Genomic DNA, 22,362 nt, shown 5'->3' on the forward strand with positions numbered 1-22,362 from the left:
GCAGGGGCGGCTGGATTCGAACCAACGGATGCCGAGATCAAAACCCGGTGCCTTACCACTTGGCGACGCCCCTAATGTGTAACCTTAAAATGATTAAGAGGAGATTCTTTTAAACTATTTACCAAGTAAGATTTACAAGGTGAATGGTTAAGAATTTCATCAATATTCATTTCATTCGTTACTTCAATAAAAACACAAGCACCTGTACCTGTAAGCTTTGCTTGACCAAACTGGTCTAAATATCGCATTGCTTCTTCTACTTCAGGGTATAACTGCCGAGCTAATGGCTCAAAGTTATTTCCAAAATTAGAAGGTTCTAACTGATAGGCGCAAAATTTAGTGGTCTTAGAGTCTCTTGTCAATGTTTTTTGTGAAAAAAGCAATTGAGTGCTGATAAAACAATCAGGTTTTAAAATAATGAACTGTTTTTGATCTAAGTCTATGAATGATAAATGTTCACCAATACCTTCAGCCCATGCATTTTTACCATAAATAAAAATAGGAACATCGGCACCAAGCTTCACGCCATAGTCCGCAAGTTGTTCTTGATTTAGTCCACATTCCCATAATTGATTTAACACAATCAGGGTTGTGGCAGCATTGGATGAACCTCCGCCCAGACCTGCACCCATTGGAATATTTTTTTCAATTTTGATGTGTAGACCGCAGAATTTTTTTGCATGTGGTCTTAGTATTTGAGCAGCCCGATAAATCAGGTTTTCTTCAGGTTTGACTTCACTCAATCCATCAATTTCGATTTGTTCATCCAAAGTCGGCGTAAATATCATCCAGTCATATAAATCAATAAGTTGGAAAATAGTTTGCAACTCATGATAACCATTTTCGCGTCGGCCTGTAATATGCAAAAACAGGTTGAGCTTAGCTGGAGAAGGAACTCGAATCATAGATTTATATAATTAGATTTAACGGTTTTGGATGACCATTGTAATACGGTTTTCTTTATCTTCAGCAAGAGCTTGCTTTAAAACCAGTTTGTTTGGCAAAGTTTGTTCGCCATCATAGCTAAAATTAACTGTCCAGCCATCTTCAATCAGTTGGTTTACACGATTTTCATTATCTTTACTGATTTGAGCACTTAGAGTTGCGGGTTTGGCCAAAATCCAACTCGTTAAATGGGTAATAGGTGCTTGCCAACCAGTTGCGCGCTCTAACAGCTCTTCTGGAGAGGCAGCAGTAATTAAACCAGTTTTCGCACTATTTAACTTCACTTCACCGGGCTTACCCTGAATTTGAGTTTTTCCTACACCTAAAATACCGCTTAATTCAATATCAAAATTATCTTGTTGTTGAACCCATGTGAAAAAAGCACTACCAGTTTGCTGTGGTGTGCGAACCCCGATTTTACCTTGTAAATTAAAGTGTTTTTCATCTTGAACTTGCTGGGTAACCGCAGGTTTTGGTTGAGTAAAATGCTGACAACCGGTTAGAAATAATACACTTGATCCACAGATCGCTGTGCACAGTTGGGCAAATTTGCTCATATATTTAACTCTTTTTTGCAGATGTAGGTAAAATTAACGCATCAAGCTGTTGTAATTGTGGATCATTGGCATGTTTTTGTTTCAGTTGTTGTAACACAGCGCTAAATTGAGTTAATGATCCTTGCATATACAATGCTTTAGCATAGCGAACGCCAATATTTATATTGTGACTAAGTTCATAGGCTTTGCCTAAAGCCTCTGCTGCAGCTTCATAATCATTCTGCAAAAATGCGATATAGCCCAGCGTATCAAGAATCGAGGCCTGTTCCGGCGCATATTCTAAAGCTTGCTCTGCATATTGACGTGCTTCTTTTAGCCGACGGTTTTGCAGGGCTAATGTATAAGCATATGCATTGAGGTAAGTTGGACTGTTAGGTTCAAGTTGTAATAATTGCTTTAATGTTTTGTCGAGTTTATCTCGGTCAGTATACGGATCAAGTAATAAAACTTCTGCGTAAATGAGTTCCGGATCATCGGGTAAATTCTTTATCGCTTCATCTAATAAGTTTAATGCAGCTTTTTTATTGCCCATTTTCTTTAAGATTTCAGCTTGAGCTTGATATAAGAAACTCGCATGTTGCGGATAATTTACGCGTTCTTGCGTGAGGAACCGTAAAGCATCATGTAAATTTTCTTGTTTATCATATATTGCAATTAGATTGCGTCTGGAAACGACGTATAAGCTGCCGTCAACTAAACGATAATAGGCTTTTGCAGTTTCATAATGTTGTTTGCGTTCTGCATTAATAGCTAAATAATAATAAGCTTCATTTTGATATTTTGCAGAGTTTCGTAGATCAACAAGATATTGTTCTGCTTTGTCATATTGCTTTAAATCGATACTGGTTAAGCCTGCAATAAATAATGCTTCTTCAGCTTTAGGATTAGCTTCTATAACGTTTTCGAGCTTTTCTAACGCGAGTTGAGATTGATTAATTTGAATGAGATAGCGAATTTCAGCTAAACGAATATCTAAATTTTTCTTATATTTACGGCTGGACTTTGCGTACCATTTAAGTGCACCTTCTTGATCGCTAAGAGCAATGAGTAGGTTAGCTTTCATTAAAATAAAGCTCGTCACTTTAGGACGTCGGCGTAATGCCTTGTTAATGTTGGTTAGAGCAGATTCTAATTGGCCATTTTGGGCTTCTAAGTTGGCGATGAGTGCTAAAATAGAAGGGTTATCTTTTTCAGCACTAGAGCGTAAAGCTGTTAATAGTACATCTCGATCTTGAGCATTTTCCGGAGCAATACTTGCTAAAATTTGTTCTAAATCAGCAGTCGGATCTATTTTTAAAATTTTATCTAATGTTTCAGCGGCAAGTTGGTATTCATGTGTTTTTAAAGCAATATGTGACAAATAAAATAAAGCTGGCACATCTTTGGGCTCTTGAGCTACCCAATGTGTAGCAATATTTAAAGCGGCTTGTAAGTCATTATATTCAAGAGCAACGTCTAAAGCTCGTTGTTTAATTGAGGTAGAGTTACTTTTAATTGCGAGGACTGTGTAATTGTGCAAAGCGTTAGGAATATCATCATAAGCCAGAGCAAATTCAGCGACCATAGTTTGCTCTAAGGCCTGATCAAATGAATGCACGGCATAGGTCTCTTGCACAGGACGTGCATAGACATGCGAGGACATGCTACCTAACAATAAGAATGTGGTAGAATACTGTCTTATCGAAGCACCGTTAAAATTAATACGGCTATTCATTTGACGCAATTTTTATTGATCCAAAGTAATGCTTTTTATGACACCGATGTTGCACAATAGCATAAATTTAGCGAAATGATGATCTGATATGTCTTTCTTTGCATTGGGTGTCAACCATCAAACAGCTTCTGTCGAACTCCGCGAAAAAATTGCTTTCAATGCAGAGCGATTAAGTCGTTTGCTTGCCGAACAAAACCATCACCAGAACTTAAAGGATTTGGTGGTCGTTTCGACGTGTAACCGCACAGAAGTGTATGCCATGGCAGAAAATGCCGAAAGCCTTCTGAAATGGTTAGCCGATGCCAATAATATTGATGTACAGCACTTAATTCATCATGTTTATCGTTACGAGAACACGCAGGCAATTACACATTTAATGCGAGTAGCGAGTGGTCTTGATTCTCTCATGCTGGGTGAGCCGCAAATTTTAGGGCAGGTTAAAAGTGCTTTAGCATTGTCTAAAGAAGCTCAAACGGTTTCTCCTGAATTAAACAGTGTTTTTGAATATGCTTTTTATGCTGCTAAACGCGTACGTTCCGAAACGGCGGTGGGTAGTCATGCCGTTTCGATGGGGTATGCAGTAGCTCAATTAGCTTTACAGGTCTTTAGTAAGCCCGAAAAACTTACTGTAATGGTCGTTGCAGCAGGTGAAATGAATAGTCTGGTTGCTAAACATCTGGCTGAAATGGGTGTTGCCAAAATTATTATTTGTAACCGTAGCCGTGAGCGTGCTGACCAATTGGCTCAAGAAATTTCACATCAAGTTGAAGTTGAAATTATTGATTTTTCAGCATTGGCTGAAAACTTATATCGTGCTGATGTTGTGTCGAGTTGTACTGGTAGCTTATATCAAGTTATTGCTTATCCAGATGTTAAGGCTGCATTAAAGAAACGTCGCTATCAACAAATGTTAATGGTTGATTTAGCCGTACCTCGTGATATAGATCCTAAAGTTGAAGCGCTTGATGGGGTCTATTTGTATGGTGTTGATGATTTACAAAGCGTGATTGATGAGAACCTTGCTCAACGACGTCAGGCCGCTGTTGAAGCAGAAGTCATGGTTAATCAGTTAGCTACCCAGCTTATTACGCATCAAAAAGTTAAAGAGGCTGGCAGCACAATTTATGCTTACCGCCAACATAGTGAAGAAATTAGCCAACAAGAGCTTACGCACGCATTAGAGGCTTTGCATCATGGTGAAAGTGCTGAACAAGTATTACAGCAATTCGCACATCGTTTGACGCAAAAGCTTATGCATCCGACATCTATTTTGCTACGCGAAGCTGCCAAGGCAGAAAATCCTGATTATTTAGAATGGCTACAACAGCATTTACAGGACGTCTTTGATCATGAGCGTAAGCCAAAACATTAAGACAACAGTCTTAAACTAATTTGTTTTGTTAGTTCATTGAGTTGCTGTCTTAAATTTCTTGATTCAATCAGAGAAATCGGTGACTTAAGCTTTTGACGTAAATATCTTTCTTTTAAGCCTAAAGCATATTCTTGAGCTAACTTGTCAGCCACTTCAGGTGCTTGAGTTAATGCCTGGATATTGGTCCTTTGCATAATATCTGCAATTTCATGGCAATAACTGCTGCATGCACCTAAAACATAATAAGTCGCTAGTTCTTGGTCATCAGGCAATTCATCAAATATACGGTTTAAAGTTGCTAATATTTTAGCTAATAACTCATCTTGGGGAATATAGGCACGTAATCCTTCAAAATGAATATAAAGGAATGGATGATGCATCAAAATTGCGACAGCAAAGTCTTCATCTTTCGTTTGAATATTAAATGATAACGATGCATCGTGACTAACTTGTGGGGTAAAACGTTTACCTAGTCCGAGTTTTTCACGGAAAGATTGATTAAGTAAATAACGGAAAGAGCCCTGTTTGGGTAATAGTTCAGTCAGTTCTCTGAGTTCACCCATGACCAAGCTTTTGCCTTCAGGGGTGCTAATGTCGTGTTGACCTGTTAAATGGGCAAACACAAAATCAGACAAAAGAGGGGCCTGTTGTAATAGTTTCTGGAAATTTTCAAGCCCTTCACGACGGATAAGAGAGTCAGGATCGTGGTCATTTGGTAGAACAAAAAATTTGAGTTCGCGGCCATCATTGAGAAGTGGTAAAGCAATTTCTAATGTTCTGCGTGCTGCTTTTTGACCCGCAGCATCACCGTCAAAAGCAATGGTAATTCGGCTATTTTGTTTAAATAAAATATTAAGATGTTCTGTATTACTTGCAGTCCCTAATGTTGCGACAGCCCCTGTAATGCCATATTGCTGAAGTGCAATGACATCCATGTAGCCTTCAACCATTAACCAGTCGCTAGACTTAAGTTTTCTGCCTTCATAAAGTCCGTAAAGTAGCTGATTCTTGTGAAAGACCTCTGAGTCAGGTGAGTTGATGTATTTAGGTTTGATTTCATCATTTAAGGCACGTCCACCAAAACCAACGACGCGGCCTTTAGGATCTCGAATCGGGAAAATGACACGGTCACGTAATAAGTCAAAATCACGACCACTATCGCTTGAACGAATAAGTCCAAGCTGTTTTAAACCGTCAATATCATAAGGAAAAGCTTTTTCTAAGTGTTGCCAGTCTTCTGGTGCATAGCCCAAGCGCCAAAACTGAATAGTCTGATTAGTTAAGCCACGTTGTTTAAAGTAGTTTTTTGCCTTTTGACTATTAGGTAATTGGTGCTCATAGAACTGAGCAACATTTTCCAGTAAGTCATATAAATTACCTTCTTGAACTGGTTCATCAAAACTAAAAGGCTGCTCAAACTGAGCAAATGGATCATCAAAAAATACAGGTTCAAGCGTGTTATAGCTTTCATCAGTTGGTTGTTGTGGAGTTGGAGTTACAGGCTCCGCCGTATTTGCTTTAGCAACTGGTGGTTTCGTAACCTGACGGGTATAAGACAACTTTTTATTTTCAGTATTATCTTTCGGTAGTTCGACTCCAGCGCTACTCGATAGCTCCTTCATGACATCTATAAAATTTCGGTTATCGATGTCCATAAGAAAACGGATCGCGTTCCCGTTAGCCTGACAACCAAAGCAGTGATAATACTGCTTGTCGCGATAGACATGGAACGATGGCGTTTTTTCTTGATGAAAAGGGCAACAGCCGGAATATGTACGTCCCGTCTTTTTCAGTTTCACACGTTGACCAATCAGATCGACAATATCTGTGCGATCTAAAATCTGATCAATCGTATGTTGTGGAATTGCCATAATTCAGATAACCGTATTAAAACTGATGAGAGAGTGAGTCAGAATATTCTGACATGATGAGGCAAGATCTACACAATAAATATTTTAATATTTTATAAAAACAAACAGGCAAGTGGTATCACTTGCCTGTTTATTGGTGCTTTTTAAAATTTGTAACTTATTGAGCAGCGTCGCTAGTACCTTGCGTTGCATCATCTGATTGAGTATCAGTTGATACATCTGTAGAGCTAACAGCTGGAGCAACAGTTGTATTTTCTGCTGGTTGTGGCTCAGGTTTATCTAATAAACCGAAGCTTAAACGATTTGTCCAACTACGTTCTGATTTTGGAGCTTCAACAGTAGTTTTTTCTGGTTCTTCAGTTTCTTCTTTATCTGAATTACCAATTAAACCAAAGCTTACGCGATTGAGGAAACCACGTTTTGGAGCTTCTGCTTCAGCTGTGCTTTCTGGAGTTGCAGCCGTAGATTCACGACCGAAAATACCCAGAGTCGCACGGTTAATCCAGTTACCTTCTTTACGAGCAGCACGCATGTTAACTGTGCCGTCTTTTTTCACCAAGTTAGGGTAATTAAGTTTTAAAACTTCAATATATTGTTGTGAAGTCGCTTTATCACCTAATTGGTTATAGCTATATGCCAAAGTCGCTAATGCTTCTGGAACTTGAGGAGTTTGTGGATAGTGTTCAATTACCCATTGCGAACGTTCGGCAGCTGCGATCCAAGCTTTACGTTTAACGTTAAAACGCGCAGCAGTCATTTCATTTTCAGCAAGTTCTTGCCCAATGAACTTCATACGCTGAGCAGCATCAACGGAGTATTGGCTACTTGGGAAACGACGAATTAAATCAACAAAGTTCTGATAAGCAACTTTTAAATAACTCACATCACGATGAGATTGTTGCAGAGATGTATAGCGCATCAAACTGTCGTAATTTTGCTCCATATTCGATACAGCACGAACATAGTAAGCATAATCTACATTTGGGTGTTGAGGATTTAAACGAATAAAACGTTCTGCTAAGGCAATCGCGCCTTCATAATCTTTTTGTTTAAATTTTGAATATAGAAGTTCAAGTTGTGCTTGTTGTGCGTATTGTCCAGTCGGATAATAAGTATCGATTGCCTCTAAAGACTTGGTCGCATCAAGATATTGACCACGGTCAAGCGACTTTTGGGCCTTTTCGAAGTAAGCTTGTTCACTAGATTGTGGGCCACTATCGACCACTTCTTTTTTACTTGGATTGCTGCTACAGCCCACAAATGCAGACGCTACACCTAAAGATAAGGCAAGCATCGTAATTTTATAACGTGGTAGCGACATAAAAACTCCTCTGTTATGTTGGGCAATGAGCTACAATTGCGCTATTAAACCACTTTTATCTCAATGATCAAATGACTTCAGCACAATCTTCAAACACAAACTTATCTGAAACCGACTTCAATTTACTTGAAGATTCTGAGGATGCAGATAACCATACTTCTGATACAACTGCAACACGTTTATCGTTGCAAGTTCAGTTAGATGAAACCTATCTGGGACAACGTATCGATCAGGTTGCGGCCTTGGTGTGGAATGAGTTTTCACGTGAAAAGCTTAAACAATGGTTGAAGGATGGCCATCTGTTGGTGAATGGTAACATTGTCAAGCCTAAGCACCGTTGTGAAGGGACAGAGCTGCTTACACTCGAAGTTGAGCTCGAAGCACAGACCACAAGTCAACCTGAAAATATTCCACTTAATATTGTTTATGAAGATGACGACATTTTAGTCATTAATAAACCAGTAGGTATGGTAGTACATCCAGGGGCGGGCAATAGTTCTGGAACTTTAGTGAATGCATTGCTTTATCATTTCCCAAAATTGTCGGAACTTTCTCGCGCAGGTTTAGTGCATCGTATTGATAAAGATACAAGCGGTTTGTTAGTCGTTGCCAAGAGCCTTGAAGCACAATTTTCTTTAAGTAAACAGTTGGCAAATAAATCGGTTTACCGTGTATATGACCTAGTTGTTTATGGAAATATTATTGCTGGTGGTACTATTGATGAACCGATCAAACGTCATCCTGTTGACCGTGTGAAAATGGCGATTTTACCGGGCGGGCGTGATGCTGTGACCCATTACAATGTAAAAGAACGCTTTAAAGATTTTACTCGTGTACAAGCTCGTCTTGAAACAGGCCGAACTCATCAGATTCGTGTGCATTTTAGTTATATCGGCTATGGACTGATCGGTGATCAGATTTATATGAACCGTGTACGTGTACCTGCAGGGGCGTCTGAATTACTTATTGATACTTTGCGTGGTTTTAAACGCCAAGCATTGCATGCAGCTAAATTGGGCTTAAAACACCCTCGTACTGGTGAAGAAATGCTATTTGAAGCACCGTGGCCTGAAGATTTTACGCATTTAGTAGATGTGTTACGTTCAGAAAACGCTGCATATTAAGGACGCGTATATGGAATTTGTTCAAGATTTACCTCAAGGCGTATATGTAGGACAGACACGTGTTCAACATCCTTTAGCATTAGCAACGGATCAATATGAATTGTCTGGCTTTAATCTGGCTTTACATGTTAATGATGAGGCAAAACGTGTTCAGCAACATCGCATGATATTGCTAGATGAGTTTGCTAAGTTCGGTGTTAAAAAAATGACATGGATGACTCAAACACATAGTACGATTTGCCATACAGTAAATGAACAAATTCCTTTTAAGGCTTTAATTGGTGATGGTTTGGTCACTCAAACCAAAGGCCATGCTTTAATGATGATGACAGCTGATTGCTTACCTGTCGTGTTAGGTAATGCCGAAGGTACCGAAGTCGCAAATTTACATGCGGGTTGGCGTGGTTTAGCTGGTGGGATTGTTGAAAACACGATTGCTGCTATGCAGAACCCTCCAGCTTGGGCGTGGTTAGGAGCAGCGATTAGCCAACCTTGTTTTGAAATTGGGGCTGAAGTAAAAGCTGTTTTTTGTGATAAATATCCTGAGTTGGAAACAGCTTTTGTTGAGGGAGCTGCTCCAAATAAATTTCATGCAGATTTATATGCAATTGCACGTTTTATTTTGCAGAGTCTAGGTGTGAAGCAGGTTTTAGGCGGAGACCAATGTTCATATCAACAGAGCGATGAATATTTTTCTTATCGTCGTGATGCAAAGACTGGGCGTATGGCTACCTTTGTTTTTATCTAAGCTCTATAAACAACATTAAATTCACTCTCTTATTTTTTAGTCATTAAATAAAGTAAGAGAGCTTCTATTTAGTTTAAAGATATTACGATTATGAATTGTATTGAAACGCTTCTATTTCATATTTATAGATGTAGGTTTAGCAAGCGTTAATAAAATGATAAAATAGAAAAAATCGCTTAAAATTTTAATCTTATGTCTTTGCCTGAAAAACATCTCTCAATTGTCTACCACAGTCCATATGGTCACACCGCTAAGGTGGCCTCTGCTATTGCTGCTGGTGCAGAGGTGATGGGGGTGAAAGTACACTTAATGAATATCGAGCATATTGATTGGGATGCGCTTGATGCATCACAAGGCATTATTTTCGGATCACCTACCTATATGGGAAGTATGACTGCCGATTTTAAAAAATTTATGGACAGTACTTCTAAGCGTTGGAAAGAACGTGTGTGGCAAGGCAAACTTGCGGCGGGCTTTGCAAATTCGGGCGGACTGAGTGGCGATAAACTAGCGGTATTACAACAATTAAATATTTTTGCCATGCAACATGGCATGCTTTGGTCAGGTTTACCTTTAATGACGACAGGGCATAGTGAAAAAGATTTAAACCGATTATCGAGTTGCTTAGGTTTGATGACACAGTCAGATAACGCTCCTGTTGAAATTACTCCTCCACAAGGTGATTTAGATACAGCTAAATGGTTTGGTGAATATATTGCTGGACTTTTATACAGATTAAACTAATGAACTTCACGACGTAAAAAAGCCTCTGAAAAGAGGCTTTTGTTTTATTACTTATGAAATATACGAGCTTTATCACGTTGCCAGTCACGGTCTTTTTCGGTTGCACGTTTGTCATGAAGCTGTTTACCCTTCACAAGTGCAATCTCCAGTTTGACTAAATGACCTTTCCAATAACACGCTAAAGGAACACATGAGTAGCCTTTCTGGTTAACTGCACCCATTAGATGTTCAAGCTGACGTCGGGAGAGCAATAGTTTACGGGTACGTGTTGCCTCAGGTACAACATGGGTCGAAGCCGATAATAAAGGCTGAATTTGTGAACCAAGTAAAAATGCTTCGCCATTTTTGAAAATGACATAACTTTCCGTCAAAGTCATACGCCCAGCACGTAAGGATTTTACTTCCCAACCTTGAAGTGACATGCCTGCTTCAAATTTTTCTTCGATAAAATAATCATGACGGGCACGCTTATTTTGTGCGATTGTTCCGCCATTATGTTTCTTTACTACTGTTGCTTTCGCCATAATTCAAACTTCCACAATTATGCCTATTGTGCCGTAAACTGATGCTAAGGTGAAGTTTTTCCTGCACATGAATATTTCGCCTCATGTATAACTTTTGCTAAAATAGGTTCACAATATAATTAGAGTACTAGCGGATGTCTAAAACGCGTGTAATTTATCCTGGAACATTTGACCCCATCACGAATGGACACGTTGATTTAGTTACTAGAGCATCAAGAATGTTTGATGAGGTTGTAGTAGCAATTGCAATTGGACATCATAAAAACCCTTTGTTCAGTCTAGAAGAAAGAGTTGAACTGGCCCAAAAATCACTAAGCCACCTTTCAAATGTTGAATTTGTCGGCTTTGATGGTTTACTGGTTAATTTTTTCAGAGAGCAGAAGGCAACAGCAGTACTTCGTGGTTTAAGAGCGGTTTCTGATTTTGAATATGAATTTCAATTGGCTAATATGAACCGTCAACTTGATCCACATTTTGAAGCGGTGTTTTTAACACCATCTGAGCAGTATTCATTTATTTCTTCGACATTGATTCGGGAAATTGCTCGTTTAAAAGGGGATGTAACCAAGTTTGTTCCGCAAGCTGTGGTTGAGGCCTTTGAACGTAAACATCAACAAGGTTGGTAACGTGTCGTTATATATCACCGATGAATGCATAAACTGTGATGTTTGTGAACCAGTTTGCCCGAATGAAGCAATTTTTATGGGTGAGGTGATTTATGAAATTCATCCAGATTTATGTACTGAGTGCGTTGGTCATCATGACCAACCGCAATGTCAGTTGTTTTGTCCTGTAGATTGTATTCCTAAAGATCCACAGCATGAGGAAACAGAAGAACAGCTCTTCGACAAATATAAAAAATTAATTGCTCAAAAAAGCACGAGCAATTAGTAAATAAATTTGTTAATATGCGCCCCTGAGGTGAGCTGGATGGTCGCTGCTGTGGAGGTCTTCGTGACTGAAGCAGGGGAGGAAAGTCCGGGCTTCATAGGGCAGGGTGCCAGGTAACGCCTGGGCGGTGAAAGCCGACGGAAAGTGCAGCAGAGAGTAGACCGCCTCATTCGTGAGGTAAGGGTGAAAGGGTGCGGTAAGAGCGCACCGCGTGTCTGGTAACAGTTCACGGCATGGTAAACCCCACCAGAAGCAAGACCAAATAGGAATCCTGAGGTACGGCCCGTACTGGATTCGGGTAGGTCGCTTGAGCGTATGAGTGATTGTACGCCTAGAGGAATGACCATCCTCGACAGAACCCGGCTTATAGGCTCACTTCACCTAATTTATTTAAAATTTTTCTTGACGTGCATTAAAGAAACTAAGATAATGCGCGCACAGTTTTCGGCTATGTAGCTCAGTTGGTTAGAGCACCGCACTCATAATGCGGGGGTCACAAGTTCAAGTCTCGTCATAGCCACCATTTTATAGACCACGCTCCTGCGTGGTCTTTTTTTATGCTCATTTTTTGATTAAACACAGTTTGTAAAGACCGACTTTATAGTTGTGGCATTGTTTGTCTACGTCAATTTCTTCATGTTCTTATAACACTTAACAAGGATGTTGAAGACATGAAAAGGTCATTATTATTTGTAGGGATTTTAAGTTTAACAGCGGGAGTTCAAGTTTCTGCGGCTGATTTGAGTTGGGGAGATCCAACTTTAGACTCGGGTCAATTTAAAGTTTCTGGCGCGGTACGCTCCCGATATTTGCATAAAGATTATGTGGTTGATGCAAATGAAGGTTCTCAAAATGATGACTGGCGGCTAACCGATATTAAATTAGTGTTAGGTTATGAAAATCCAGATTGGATTGCAGGAGCGGATGCTCGTTGTTATCAATATGATCGCTTATGCGATGCAATTTTTCTAAAAAAAGCATGGGTAGGTTATAAGTTATCTGACCAGCAGAGAATCACGGCAGGTTTACAACCCGTTGACTTTGGTTTTGGCGAATTTTGGGGAAGTAGTTATTACGAAACACTTTTAAATACAGTTGGTTTAGAAGATATCGATAATTTGGGTATCAAATATAAGTTTGCAGATGATAAATATAATTTGACCTTAGGTTTTTATCCATCTGATGGAGGAAATTATAAGGGACCATCAAAGGATTCAAGTCGTTACAGTGGTAATTTTGTTGAAGCTGATGATTTGACCAATGGCACCAATATTGAAGAAAAGAATATGTGGATTGCCCGAGCATCTAGAAAATTTGAGATTGATAAGTCTCAAAATTTTTCGACTGAGTTAGGTGGTTCAGTCTGGTACTCTGATTTAGAAAATAAAAGAACAGATGTAGATGGACATCGTAAGTCATGGAACGTTTTTGCTCAAACGCAATATCAAGCTTGGCAATGGATGTTCTTGGCAGGTAAGCAAGATGTCACCAATGGGGATGATTTATTTCCAAATAGTTCAACGATTGGTGCGTTCGACTATCCATATCAAGTCGCCAATAAAGGTAAGTATTTAGTCAATGAAATTAACTATACCTTTGCTCAGCCATTCCATCAGATTGAAAACATTAAACCTTATATCTCCCATAGTCGCTTTTTTAAAGACGAGGATGGCTATAAAGACTCTGAACGTTTAATTGCCGGAGTTTATTTTAATTACAAGGCCATTGGTATTCAGGGTGAATACATTATGAGTAAAAATGACCCAATGGTAGGTGGTGGGGCCGATGGCCTTGCACAAGGTAGCAGTAATGATTGGGATAAATTGTTTTATCTTTCAATTGGATATTATTTCTAAAATTTAAGAGTAATTTATTGCCCTAAGTGAATAGGCTTCACTTAGGGCTTTTTTATAGAAAGACTTTTTCAGGTGGCGGTTCTCGTTTGACGGCTGGTGAAATGAGTTGCCCACGGCTTAAGTTTTGCACATGTTGCAAACGATTAAGTAATTCATTTTGAATGAACAAAATGCAAGTTTGTAATTTAGACGAGCTTTTGAGTCGTGATGGATAAACGGCCCAGACGTCGGCATCTTGCCAGTATTCAGGCAAAATATGCTGAAGTTGGCCAGTAATCAATTCGTCTGCAACATCCCAAATTGATCGGAAAATAATACCGTGGCCTTCTATGGCAAGCTGATGAATAATTTCGCCGTTATTAGAAACAAAGCGTGGTTTGACATGAACCGAGACATCTTCAGAAGCATGTCTAAATTTCCATAATACAGATGATTGATCACGCTCACTAATCGTCAAACAATCATGTGTTTGCAAATCTTCAATGCTGTCTGGTACGCCGTGTTTAAGTAAATAGCTTGGTGCTGCACATAAAATTCGAAAATTAGAAGCTAACTTCTTCGCAATCATGTTTGGCGCAATTTCATTACCAATTCTGATGTCTAAATCAATACTGTGTTGAATCAGGTCTTTAGTATTGTCGATGGTGTCAAAATGAATCTGAAGCTTTGGATAAAGCATCATTAATTTAGACAGAATTGGTGCGATATGCTTTCTGCCAAAACCAAAACTACTAATAATATCCATACGACCTGTGGGCGTACTGAGCGGGTTATTGACTAGTTCACAGACTTCATCAAACTCTTCAAGAATATTCGAAACTCTTTCAAGGATGAGTTTGCCATCTTCCGTTAGGCTGACATGACGCGTGCTGCGATGAAAAAGTTTGCAGCTTAACGTGTTTTCTAAAATATTAATTCGCTTGCTAATAAAAGCTGGCGATGTCCCAAGTTCCTCAGCAGATTCGACAAAACTTTTTAGTTTGGCGACTGTGCAAAAAACCTTTAAATCCGATAGGTTAGGTAGATTATTCACGATCCGTGTCCATTGGAGTGATAGTTCCGTTATTGATCATTTTTGCTTAAAACATCATGTTTAAGCCATACAAGGATATTAGTCGAAGGTGTGAAGGAAGCTTATGGCAAAAAGATATAAAGTTGCCACGATTGCAGGCGATGGCATTGGTTTAGAAGTTCTACCAGAAGGCATTAAGGTTGTAAAGGCAGCGGCAGAGAAGCATGGCATTGAGCTTCAACTCGATGCTTTCGATTGGGCAAGCTGCGATTACTACCTTGAGCACGGCAAAATGATGCCAGATGACTGGTTTGAAACTTTGCAAGGTTACGATGCAATTTATTTTGGTGCTGTAGGCTGGCCAGATAAAGTGCCCGACCATATTTCACTTTGGGGCTCGCTACTTCAGTTCCGTCGTCGCTTTGACCAATATGTGAACTTACGCCCAGTGCGTTTAATGCCGGGTGTTAAATGTCCCTTAGTAGGTAAAAAACCGGGCGACATCGACTTTTACGTGGTCCGTGAAAACAGTGAAGGTGAATATTCAGCTATTGGTGGTAAAGCTTTTGAGGGAACAGATCGAGAATTTGTTTTACAAGAAGCCGTATTTACGCGTCATGGTGTAGATCGAATTTTGCGTTATGCATTTGAGTTTGCAAATCAGCGTGATGCGAAAAAAATTACTGCAGCGACTAAATCAAATGGTATTGCTGTCAGCATGCCGTACTGGGATGAGCGCGTTGATGCGATGGCAAAACAATATCCACAAATTCAAGCTGATAAACAGCACGTTGATATTTTAGCGGCTCGTTTTGTGTTGCAACCTGAGCGTTTTGATGTGGTTGTGGCATCGAATTTATTTGGCGATATTCTTTCCGATTTAGGCCCTGCATGTACGGGAACCATTGGTTTGGCTGCTTCAGCAAATTTAAACCCAGAAAGAAAATTTCCATCGTTGTTTGAACCTGTACATGGTTCAGCACCAGATATTTACGGTAAACAAATTGCCAATCCAATCGCTGCGATTTGGTCAGGTGCCATGATGTTCGAATTCTTTGGTGAAGAAGATGAACGCTGCATTCAAGCAGGTCAGGACATTATGCAGGCGATTGAGAATGTCTTAATTAATGGGCCAAAAACAGCCGATATCGGCGGTCAGGCAAAAACTTATGAGGTAGGAGATGCAATTGCATCGTGTGTAGCCCAAATTAAAATGGACGTGTTCGCTATGGAATAACGCCATCCAAAAATGGATGTATGGATATGGATAATCAAAACACAAAAATTTATACGGATAAAGTTCTTGCCGTAACCAGCTTACTGTTTGTATTTATTTCAGTTGCTGGTTTGGCGATTTATTCGCAAGAGTCGATCAAGATTGCTGCAACATGGATGCAGTGGACGACATCGGTATTTACAACCCCAGTATTACTGTTTGCTTTTTTAGCCATCATTTTTACTTTTGGTCTGGCCTTTAGTAAATACGGCAAAATCAAACTAGGTGAAGGGAAACCCCAATACACCACGATGTCATGGATTTTTATGTTCATCTTGTCAGGTATTGGGTCTTCTACACTGTATTGGGGCTTCTTGGACTGGGCTTACTATTATCAAACTCCAGGTTTGAGCTTACCGCCTGAGTCAGCAGAAGCATTGAAATATAGCGTGGCTTACTCGTTTTTTCACTCTGGTTTAAGTGCATGGGCAATTTATGCATTGGCATCAATTTCTTTATGCTACAGCTACCATGTGCGAAAAAATAAAGGGTTGAGTTTAGCTTCCGTGATTGAGGCTGTAACAGGCTTTAAATCAACCGGCGTGGTTGGACGTTTAGTCGACCTCATGTTCTTGCTTTGCATGTTTGGTGCTCTGACGATTTCATTGGTACTCACCGCTGTGACATTTACCAATATTTTGTCTCAGCTTACAGGTATTCCAAATACTTTTATGACCAAGGTCATCATCATTTTGGGTGTTTCAGTTCTATTCGCACTCAGTTCTTATGTGGGAATGGATAAAGGTATGCAACGTTTAAGTCACATGGTGTGCTTGGGCGTGGTGTTATTTGCAATTTATGTACTTTGCTTTGGTCCGACTCAATTCATTTTGAATAATTCATTAATGAGTTTTGGGTTAATGGCAACGAACTTTGTTGATATGAGTTTATTTACCGACCCAATGGGCGATGGCAAGTTTACTCGTGAATGGACTGTATTTTACTGGTTGTGGTGGATTTCATATGCACCGGGTGTGGCACTATTCGTAACGCGTGTTTCGAAAGGCCGTACCATTAAAGAAGTGATCTTTGCCATGGTGATTGGCGGTAGTGTCGGTCTTTGGTTCATCTTCGGTGTGTTTGAAAACTACAGTGTTTATAGCTTTATTCATGGAGCTGTAAATGTACCGCAAATCTTAAGCCAACAAGGTGGTGAGGTTGCGATTGGTCAATTGCTCAGTCTGTTACCTGCCGGAAAACTCATGATGTGGATTTTCCTCGGCATTATGGTGGTGTTCTTGGCAGCACACATGGATGCAGTAGGCTATGCAGTTTCAGCAACATGTACACGTGGTTTAAGTGAAGGGCAAGATCCATCACCAAATGCGCGTCTGTTCTGGTGTGTCATGCTGACTTTAGTTCCAATTGCCATGATCTTTAGTAAAGCGCCTTTGGACACAATGAAAACAGCAACCATTGTGACAGCTTTACCATTCATTGTGATTATTCTGATTCAAACCTATGGCTTAGTGAAATGGCTGATTCAGGATTATGCCAAAGTCCCATCGCATTTAATTGAGCAACAAGGTTATGATGAACATGAAATTGGTTTAAACCAGTCTCAAGATGAACATGCAAAAAGGATGCAGCTTGAGCTTGCAAGCTCAATCAAACTGGACAGAAAAACCAGCTAGAGGGAACGGTAATGACTACACATGAACAGACCACTTATGCCTTAAGTGAAGAAATGCAAAGCCTTGTGTATTGGAGCAGCATTTATTCACCAGCAGATGCAGATATTGACTCAGTCCGTGCGGCCTATGACGCAATGTGTCGACACTACACTTTGCCACGTGATGGCAAGATTGAAGTAGAAGATCGCTTTGTTGCGAATGATAAGCATCAAGTTCCTGTTCGTGTGTATATACCAAAAGCTGATCGACCTGAGTCTGGTTGGCCATGTGTGTTGTATCTACATGGAGGTGGTTGGATGGTCGGTGGGCTCGATTCACATGAGTTTATTACCAGCTATTTGTGTCAGGACTTAAATGCAGTTGTCATTAGCGTAGATTACCGCATGGCACCAGAGCATCGCTTTCCAGCAGCTTATGAAGATTGTTTAGCAGTTTATCAATGGCTTAAAAAGCATGGTTCAACTTGGCAGATCGATAGCGAAAATATCGTTCTAGCAGGGGATAGTGCTGGCGGTAATTTAGCAGCAGCCCTTGCAGTTGAACTACAACATAGTGGTATGCAAGCTCAAGGACTGGCTTTGGTTTATCCGTGTTTAACTACAGCGCTTGATACACCAGCCGCACAAAAGCATGCCCATGCGCCGTTATTAACAACGGAAGATATGCATTTTTATTTAAAGGAATATGCCCCTAACTCTCAAGATTGGCAGGATTTACGTCTAGCGCCCTTATTGGCAACTGATTTTTCAGATATGCCTATGAGTTTCGTAGCGGTTGCAGAGTATGACCCTTTAAGTGATGACGGTTATCTCCTTACCCAAAAATTGGAACAAGCTGGGATTCCTAGCGAGTTGCATTTAGGCGAAGGTTTATTACATGGCAGTTTACGTCTGATGAGTGACTGCCCAGAAGTTCAACAGTTATATCAAAACATGCTGAGTGCGATACGTCGCATGTTTGGCAGTGTCGAAAAGACATCAATTTAATATCGAGTCATTTGGACGAAAAGAATTTAATGGAGTAAAAACATGAATGCAGTTGAAAAATTACCTGAAGATTTTTGTGCAAACCCAGATGTCGCATGGACTTTTCCTAAAGTTTTCTATACTTCATCGCAAGTTTTTGAGCATGAGAAAGAATCAATCTTTGCTAAAAGCTGGATTTGTGTTGCACATGGCAGTGAATTGGCACAACCGAATGACTATATTACCCGTAAAGTAATTGGTGAAAATATTGTCATCATTCGTGGTAAAGATAGTGTTTTACGTGCGTTTTATAATGTGTGTCCACACCGCGGTCACGAGCTCTTAAGTGGTAGTGGTAAAGCAAAAAATGTAATTACCTGCCCATACCATGCTTGGACTTTTAAGCTAGATGGTAGTTTAGCTTTGGCACGTAACTGTGACCATGTTGAATCTTTCGATAAAGAAAACTCAAGCATGGTGCCTTTAAAAGTTGAGGAATATGCCGGCTTTGTTTTTATTAATATGGATGAAAATGCGACATGCGTAGAAGACCAACTTCCAGAATTTGCTGAGCGTTTAAATCAAGCATGTAGCGTGATTAAAGATTTGAAACTGGCGGCACGTTTTGTGACAGAAACGCCAGCAAACTGGAAAGTGATTGTCGATAACTATCTAGAGTGCTATCACTGTGGGCCAGCGCATCCTGGTTTTGCTGATTCGGTACAAGTTGATAAATATTGGCATACCACACATCAAAACTGGACTTTACAGTACGGTTTTGCGCGTTCATCAGAAAAGTCGTTTAAGCTTGATCCATCAATAACAGATCCTGAGTTTCATGGTTTCTGGACTTGGCCTTGTACTATGTTCAACGTACCACCAGGCAGCAATTTCATGACTGTGATCTATGAGTTCCCAGTTGATGCAGAAACGACTTTGCAGCACTACGATATTTACTTCACGAACGAAGAACTCACTCAAGATCAGAAAGACTTAATTGAGTGGTATCGCAATGTATTCCGCCCTGAAGATTTGAACTTGGTCGAAAGCGTACAACGTGGTTTGAAATCACGTGGTTATCGTGGTCAAGGCCGTATCATGACTGACAAGCAACGCTCAGGAATTAGTGAGCATGGTATTGCTTATTTCCAGCATTTAGTGGCGCAGCATCACAAATAAAACAAATGGATTTATTCAGGTGTAAAGATGACTTACACCTGATTCTTCAGTTAGGAAGATGATATGTCGAGTTTACAAAGCACTGAATTATTTCAGCAACAAGCCTATATTAACGGGCAATGGTTAGCTGCACAGTCAAATGCAACGGTTCCAGTGACTAACCCAGCTACAGGCGAAGAAATTGGCACAATTCCAAATATGGGAGCGGCTGAAGCTACACAAGCAGTTGAAGCTGCTTATACTGCTTTGCAAAGCTGGAAGGCTTTGACCGCTCAAAACCGTGCAGATATTTTATTGGCTTGGTACAAACTAGTTCTCGATCATACCGATGAACTTGCTTTAATTATGACCATTGAACAAGGTAAACCTTTGGCAGAAGCGAAAGGTGAAGTGCGTTATGCTGCCTCATTTATTCAATGGTTTGCCGAAGAAGGTAAGCGTATTTATGGTGATGTGATTCCAACCGTCAATAACCAGCAGCGTTTTATTATTAGTAAAGAACCTGTGGGTGTGGTGGCTGCGATTACGCCGTGGAATTTCCCAATTGCCATGATTACCCGTAAAGCAGCACCAGCTTTAGCAGCTGGATGTACGGTCGTGATTAAGCCAGCGAATGAAACGCCTTATTGTGCTTTAGCGATTGCGAAGCTTGCAGAAAAAGCAGGTATTCCGGCTGGTGTGATTAACGTCGTTACAGGTAAATCACAAGAAATTGGTTCGGTATTTACTTCACATGAAAAAGTGAAAAAATTGACCTTCACTGGCTCAACTCCAGTGGGACGCCTACTGATGCAGCAGTGCTCAAGTACCATTAAAAAATTGGCGCTTGAGTTAGGCGGTAATGCACCTCTGATTGTGTTTGATGACGCCGATTTGGATAAAGCTGTACAAGGTGCGATTTTTGCCAAGTTCCGTAATGCAGGCCAGACCTGTGTTTGTGCTAACCGTATTTATGTGCATGACAATATTTATCAAGCTTTTGCCGAGAAGTTTGTTCAAGAAGTACAAAAGTTTAAAGTTGGTAAGGGGCTTGAAGATGGCGTGCAAATTGGCCCATTAATTAATGAAAAAGCAGTGTTAAAAGCACAGCAGTTGATTGATGATGCGGTAAGTAAAGGAGCTAAAGTTGCTTGCGGCGGGAAACAACATGCTTTGGGACAAACCTTTTATGAGCCATCAGTTCTAACGAACGTTGACCGTACAATGGAAATTGTCCAAGAAGAAATTTTTGGTCCAGTTGCCCCACTAATTCATTTTACAGATGAAGCAGATGTCGTGGCTCAAGCCAATGACACCATCTTTGGTTTGGCTGCTTATGTTTATAGCGAAAATATTTCACGTTTATGGCGAGTGTCAGAACAGCTTGAATATGGAATGGTCGGTATGAATGCAACAGCAATTTCAAATGAAGTTGTACCATTCGGTGGTGTGAAGCAATCAGGTGTTGGGCGTGAAGGTTCAAAGTATGGTCTTGAAGAGTTCATGACCATTAAATACATGTGTTTAGGGCTTTAAGGATAAGCCCTAACAACAAGAATATGCGGTAAAAGAAGGATTCTAGTATGGCTAGTCATTATGAAATGTTCCCGGCAGTTGTTACTCATGTGGAACAGCTTACCCCTTTAATCAAACGGTTTACGTTCAAACGTCAAGATGGGCAGAACTTTCCTCGATTTAGTGGGGGAAGCCATATTATTGTCAAAATGAATGAGCAACTTTCAAATGCTTACTCATTGATGAGCTGTACGCAAGATCTATCGACTTACCAAGTCTGTGTTCGTAAGGATGTGGAAGGTAAGGGGGGCTCGGTTTTCATGCATGATCAATGTAATGAAGGCTGTGAAATTCAGATTTCAGAACCAAAAAATTTATTTCCATTAGCTGAAACAGGCAATAAACATATTTTAATTGCAGGTGGTATTGGCATTACACCATTCTTGCCACAAATGGATGAGCTTGCAGCACGTGGTGCTGAATTTGAGCTACATTATGCCTACCGTTCACCTGAACACGCGGCTTTGTTAGATGATTTAAAACAGAAACATGCTGAGCATGTGTTTAGTTATGTTGACTCAGAAGGTTGCGCATTAAATTTGGATGAACTGATTTCATCACAACCTAAAGGTACACATGTCTATGTCTGTGGACCGAAACCCATGATTGATGCTGTGATTGATTGCTGTAATAAGCATCGTTACCGCGATGAATATATCCACTGGGAACAATTTGCTTCAACAGTTCCTGAGGATGGTGAAGCGTTTACGGTGGTACTTGCTAAGTCTAATCAGGAAATTGAAGTACAAAGTAATCAGACAATTTTACAAGCCATCGAAACATTAAATATTGATGTGGAATGTTTATGTCGTGAAGGGGTTTGCGGCACATGTGAAACTGCCATTTTAGAAGGTGAAGCAGAGCACTTCGATCAATACTTAAGTGATGCAGAAAAGGCTTCACAAAATAGCATGATGATTTGTGTATCAAGAGCAAAAGGAAAAAAACTAGTATTAGATCTCTAATATATTTCTTTGGTTGATCAATTGTTTAAAGTGAAAATTTGCTAAAAAATGAACAAATAATGATGATCTGAATCTTATTTGTTCATTTGATGGAGTTTAATGGTTTTGAA

The 22,362-nt window shown here is 40.0% G+C and carries 20 protein-coding genes, 2 tRNA genes and 1 other RNA gene; 15 read left to right on the forward strand and 8 right to left on the reverse strand.

What is annotated here, in order from left to right:
- Window position 1: 1 nt before the first annotated feature.
- The 4 genes from AC1PJP_RS00005 to AC1PJP_RS00020 form a co-directional block, all read right to left on the reverse strand.
- Window positions 2-73 (reverse strand) — tRNA-Gln (locus tag AC1PJP_RS00005).
- The gene (gene ispE, locus AC1PJP_RS00010; protein ID WP_479766330.1) at window positions 72-905 is read right to left on the reverse strand and encodes a 4-(cytidine 5'-diphospho)-2-C-methyl-D-erythritol kinase; all 834 of its coding nucleotides are present in this window, start codon (window positions 903-905) and stop codon (window positions 72-74) included. The genes AC1PJP_RS00005 and ispE overlap by 2 nt, the downstream gene beginning before the upstream one ends.
- Before the next feature lie 18 nt (window positions 906-923).
- Complete coding sequence (lolB, locus tag AC1PJP_RS00015; RefSeq protein ID WP_003653326.1) at window positions 924-1,502, reverse strand: lipoprotein insertase outer membrane protein LolB; 579 nt, start codon at window positions 1,500-1,502, stop codon at window positions 924-926.
- Window positions 1,503-1,506: 4 nt separating this feature from the next.
- Window positions 1,507-3,216 (reverse strand): tetratricopeptide repeat protein, encoded by a 1,710-nt coding sequence (locus tag AC1PJP_RS00020; protein ID WP_004794196.1) that lies wholly within the window; start codon window positions 3,214-3,216, stop codon window positions 1,507-1,509.
- 88 nt (window positions 3,217-3,304) lie between these two features.
- Here AC1PJP_RS00020 and hemA point away from each other — a divergent pair, with 88 nt between their 5' ends.
- Window positions 3,305-4,588 carry a glutamyl-tRNA reductase gene (gene hemA, locus AC1PJP_RS00025; protein WP_479766331.1) on the forward strand — a complete coding sequence of 428 codons (1,284 nt, stop codon included), beginning with the start codon at window positions 3,305-3,307 and terminating at the stop codon, window positions 4,586-4,588.
- Here the strand turns inward: hemA and AC1PJP_RS00030 are convergent.
- Window positions 4,585-6,459: a DNA primase gene (locus AC1PJP_RS00030; RefSeq protein ID WP_013198794.1), complete on the reverse strand. Its 1,875-nt coding sequence runs from the start codon at window positions 6,457-6,459 to the stop codon at window positions 4,585-4,587. The two genes, hemA and AC1PJP_RS00030, sit on opposite strands and share 4 nt — an antisense overlap.
- Before the next feature lie 157 nt (window positions 6,460-6,616).
- Window positions 6,617-7,780, reverse strand: a complete 1,164-nt coding sequence (locus AC1PJP_RS00035) for an outer membrane protein assembly factor BamD (RefSeq protein ID WP_174727545.1) — start codon at window positions 7,778-7,780, stop codon at window positions 6,617-6,619.
- 71 nt (window positions 7,781-7,851) lie between these two features.
- Here AC1PJP_RS00035 and rluD point away from each other — a divergent pair, with 71 nt between their 5' ends.
- The 3 genes from rluD to AC1PJP_RS00050 all read left to right on the forward strand — a co-directional run bounded on the left by rluD (window position 7,852) and on the right by AC1PJP_RS00050 (window position 10,396).
- Entirely contained in the window at window positions 7,852-8,904 is a 1,053-nt protein-coding gene (gene rluD / locus AC1PJP_RS00040) for a 23S rRNA pseudouridine(1911/1915/1917) synthase RluD (RefSeq protein ID WP_005303089.1), read from the forward strand.
- A 10-nt stretch (window positions 8,905-8,914) separates the two neighbouring features.
- Window positions 8,915-9,652, forward strand: a complete 738-nt coding sequence (pgeF, locus tag AC1PJP_RS00045; protein WP_199943878.1) for a peptidoglycan editing factor PgeF — start codon at window positions 8,915-8,917, stop codon at window positions 9,650-9,652.
- Window positions 9,653-9,844: 192 nt separating this feature from the next.
- The gene (locus AC1PJP_RS00050; protein WP_005303092.1) at window positions 9,845-10,396 is read left to right on the forward strand and encodes a flavodoxin family protein; all 552 of its coding nucleotides are present in this window, start codon (window positions 9,845-9,847) and stop codon (window positions 10,394-10,396) included.
- A gap of 47 nt (window positions 10,397-10,443) precedes the next feature.
- Here the strand turns inward: AC1PJP_RS00050 and smpB are convergent, their stop codons facing one another.
- Window positions 10,444-10,920, reverse strand: a complete 477-nt coding sequence (smpB, locus tag AC1PJP_RS00055; protein ID WP_004641603.1) for an SsrA-binding protein SmpB — start codon at window positions 10,918-10,920, stop codon at window positions 10,444-10,446.
- 134 nt (window positions 10,921-11,054) lie between these two features.
- Between smpB and coaD the strand changes: the two genes are divergently transcribed.
- From coaD to AC1PJP_RS00080, 5 genes are all read left to right on the forward strand, one after another.
- On the forward strand, window positions 11,055-11,546 hold the full coding sequence (gene coaD, locus AC1PJP_RS00060; protein ID WP_023274310.1) for a pantetheine-phosphate adenylyltransferase: 492 nt from the start codon (window positions 11,055-11,057) through the stop codon (window positions 11,544-11,546).
- A 1-nt stretch (window position 11,547) separates the two neighbouring features.
- Complete coding sequence (locus AC1PJP_RS00065) at window positions 11,548-11,811, forward strand: YfhL family 4Fe-4S dicluster ferredoxin (RefSeq protein ID WP_004794186.1); 264 nt, start codon at window positions 11,548-11,550, stop codon at window positions 11,809-11,811.
- A gap of 27 nt (window positions 11,812-11,838) precedes the next feature.
- An RNA gene (gene rnpB / locus AC1PJP_RS00070) (RNase P RNA component class A) lies at window positions 11,839-12,194 on the forward strand.
- A 63-nt stretch (window positions 12,195-12,257) separates the two neighbouring features.
- Window positions 12,258-12,334, forward strand: a tRNA-Met gene (locus tag AC1PJP_RS00075).
- A 148-nt stretch (window positions 12,335-12,482) separates the two neighbouring features.
- Window positions 12,483-13,667 (forward strand): porin, encoded by a 1,185-nt coding sequence (locus AC1PJP_RS00080; protein WP_479766332.1) that lies wholly within the window; start codon window positions 12,483-12,485, stop codon window positions 13,665-13,667.
- Window positions 13,668-13,719: 52 nt separating this feature from the next.
- Here AC1PJP_RS00080 and AC1PJP_RS00085 read toward each other — a convergent pair whose 3' ends face one another.
- Window positions 13,720-14,700: a LysR family transcriptional regulator gene (locus AC1PJP_RS00085; protein ID WP_202724700.1), complete on the reverse strand. Its 981-nt coding sequence runs from the start codon at window positions 14,698-14,700 to the stop codon at window positions 13,720-13,722.
- A 103-nt stretch (window positions 14,701-14,803) separates the two neighbouring features.
- Here AC1PJP_RS00085 and AC1PJP_RS00090 point away from each other — a divergent pair, with 103 nt between their 5' ends.
- The 6 genes from AC1PJP_RS00090 to cntB all read left to right on the forward strand — a co-directional run bounded on the left by AC1PJP_RS00090 (window position 14,804) and on the right by cntB (window position 22,252).
- Window positions 14,804-15,916 (forward strand): tartrate dehydrogenase, encoded by a 1,113-nt coding sequence (locus tag AC1PJP_RS00090; protein WP_005303103.1) that lies wholly within the window; start codon window positions 14,804-14,806, stop codon window positions 15,914-15,916.
- 20 nt (window positions 15,917-15,936) lie between these two features.
- On the forward strand, window positions 15,937-17,589 hold the full coding sequence (locus tag AC1PJP_RS00095; RefSeq protein ID WP_151827020.1) for a BCCT family carnitine transporter: 1,653 nt from the start codon (window positions 15,937-15,939) through the stop codon (window positions 17,587-17,589).
- An 11-nt stretch (window positions 17,590-17,600) separates the two neighbouring features.
- Window positions 17,601-18,575, forward strand: a complete 975-nt coding sequence (locus AC1PJP_RS00100; protein WP_151827021.1) for an alpha/beta hydrolase — start codon at window positions 17,601-17,603, stop codon at window positions 18,573-18,575.
- A 42-nt stretch (window positions 18,576-18,617) separates the two neighbouring features.
- Entirely contained in the window at window positions 18,618-19,733 is a 1,116-nt protein-coding gene (cntA, locus tag AC1PJP_RS00105; protein ID WP_479766333.1) for a carnitine monooxygenase subunit alpha, read from the forward strand.
- A 63-nt stretch (window positions 19,734-19,796) separates the two neighbouring features.
- On the forward strand, window positions 19,797-21,248 hold the full coding sequence (locus tag AC1PJP_RS00110) for an NAD-dependent succinate-semialdehyde dehydrogenase (protein WP_479766334.1): 1,452 nt from the start codon (window positions 19,797-19,799) through the stop codon (window positions 21,246-21,248).
- A gap of 47 nt (window positions 21,249-21,295) precedes the next feature.
- On the forward strand, window positions 21,296-22,252 hold the full coding sequence (cntB, locus tag AC1PJP_RS00115; protein WP_479759988.1) for a carnitine monooxygenase, reductase subunit CntB: 957 nt from the start codon (window positions 21,296-21,298) through the stop codon (window positions 22,250-22,252).
- Window positions 22,253-22,362: the final 110 nt, after the last annotated feature.

It is taken from the genome of Acinetobacter sp. V116_7 (genome assembly GCF_056735735.1).

Coding starts and splice junctions, on each gene's coding strand:
- ispE (WP_479766330.1), bottom strand. CDS start 905: ATGATTCGAGTTCCTTCTCCAGCTAAGCTCAACCTGTTTTTGCATATT.
- lolB (WP_003653326.1), bottom strand. CDS start 1,502: ATGAGCAAATTTGCCCAACTGTGCACAGCGATCTGTGGATCAAGTGTA.
- AC1PJP_RS00020 (WP_004794196.1), bottom strand. CDS start 3,216: ATGAATAGCCGTATTAATTTTAACGGTGCTTCGATAAGACAGTATTCT.
- hemA (WP_479766331.1), top strand. CDS start 3,305: ATGTCTTTCTTTGCATTGGGTGTCAACCATCAAACAGCTTCTGTCGAA.
- AC1PJP_RS00030 (WP_013198794.1), bottom strand. CDS start 6,459: ATGGCAATTCCACAACATACGATTGATCAGATTTTAGATCGCACAGAT.
- AC1PJP_RS00035 (WP_174727545.1), bottom strand. CDS start 7,780: ATGTCGCTACCACGTTATAAAATTACGATGCTTGCCTTATCTTTAGGT.
- rluD (WP_005303089.1), top strand. CDS start 7,852: ATGACTTCAGCACAATCTTCAAACACAAACTTATCTGAAACCGACTTC.
- pgeF (WP_199943878.1), top strand. CDS start 8,915: ATGGAATTTGTTCAAGATTTACCTCAAGGCGTATATGTAGGACAGACA.
- AC1PJP_RS00050 (WP_005303092.1), top strand. CDS start 9,845: ATGTCTTTGCCTGAAAAACATCTCTCAATTGTCTACCACAGTCCATAT.
- smpB (WP_004641603.1), bottom strand. CDS start 10,920: ATGGCGAAAGCAACAGTAGTAAAGAAACATAATGGCGGAACAATCGCA.
- coaD (WP_023274310.1), top strand. CDS start 11,055: ATGTCTAAAACGCGTGTAATTTATCCTGGAACATTTGACCCCATCACG.
- AC1PJP_RS00080 (WP_479766332.1), top strand. CDS start 12,483: ATGAAAAGGTCATTATTATTTGTAGGGATTTTAAGTTTAACAGCGGGA.
- AC1PJP_RS00090 (WP_005303103.1), top strand. CDS start 14,804: ATGGCAAAAAGATATAAAGTTGCCACGATTGCAGGCGATGGCATTGGT.
- AC1PJP_RS00095 (WP_151827020.1), top strand. CDS start 15,937: ATGGATATGGATAATCAAAACACAAAAATTTATACGGATAAAGTTCTT.
- AC1PJP_RS00100 (WP_151827021.1), top strand. CDS start 17,601: ATGACTACACATGAACAGACCACTTATGCCTTAAGTGAAGAAATGCAA.
- cntA (WP_479766333.1), top strand. CDS start 18,618: ATGAATGCAGTTGAAAAATTACCTGAAGATTTTTGTGCAAACCCAGAT.
- AC1PJP_RS00110 (WP_479766334.1), top strand. CDS start 19,797: ATGTCGAGTTTACAAAGCACTGAATTATTTCAGCAACAAGCCTATATT.
- cntB (WP_479759988.1), top strand. CDS start 21,296: ATGGCTAGTCATTATGAAATGTTCCCGGCAGTTGTTACTCATGTGGAA.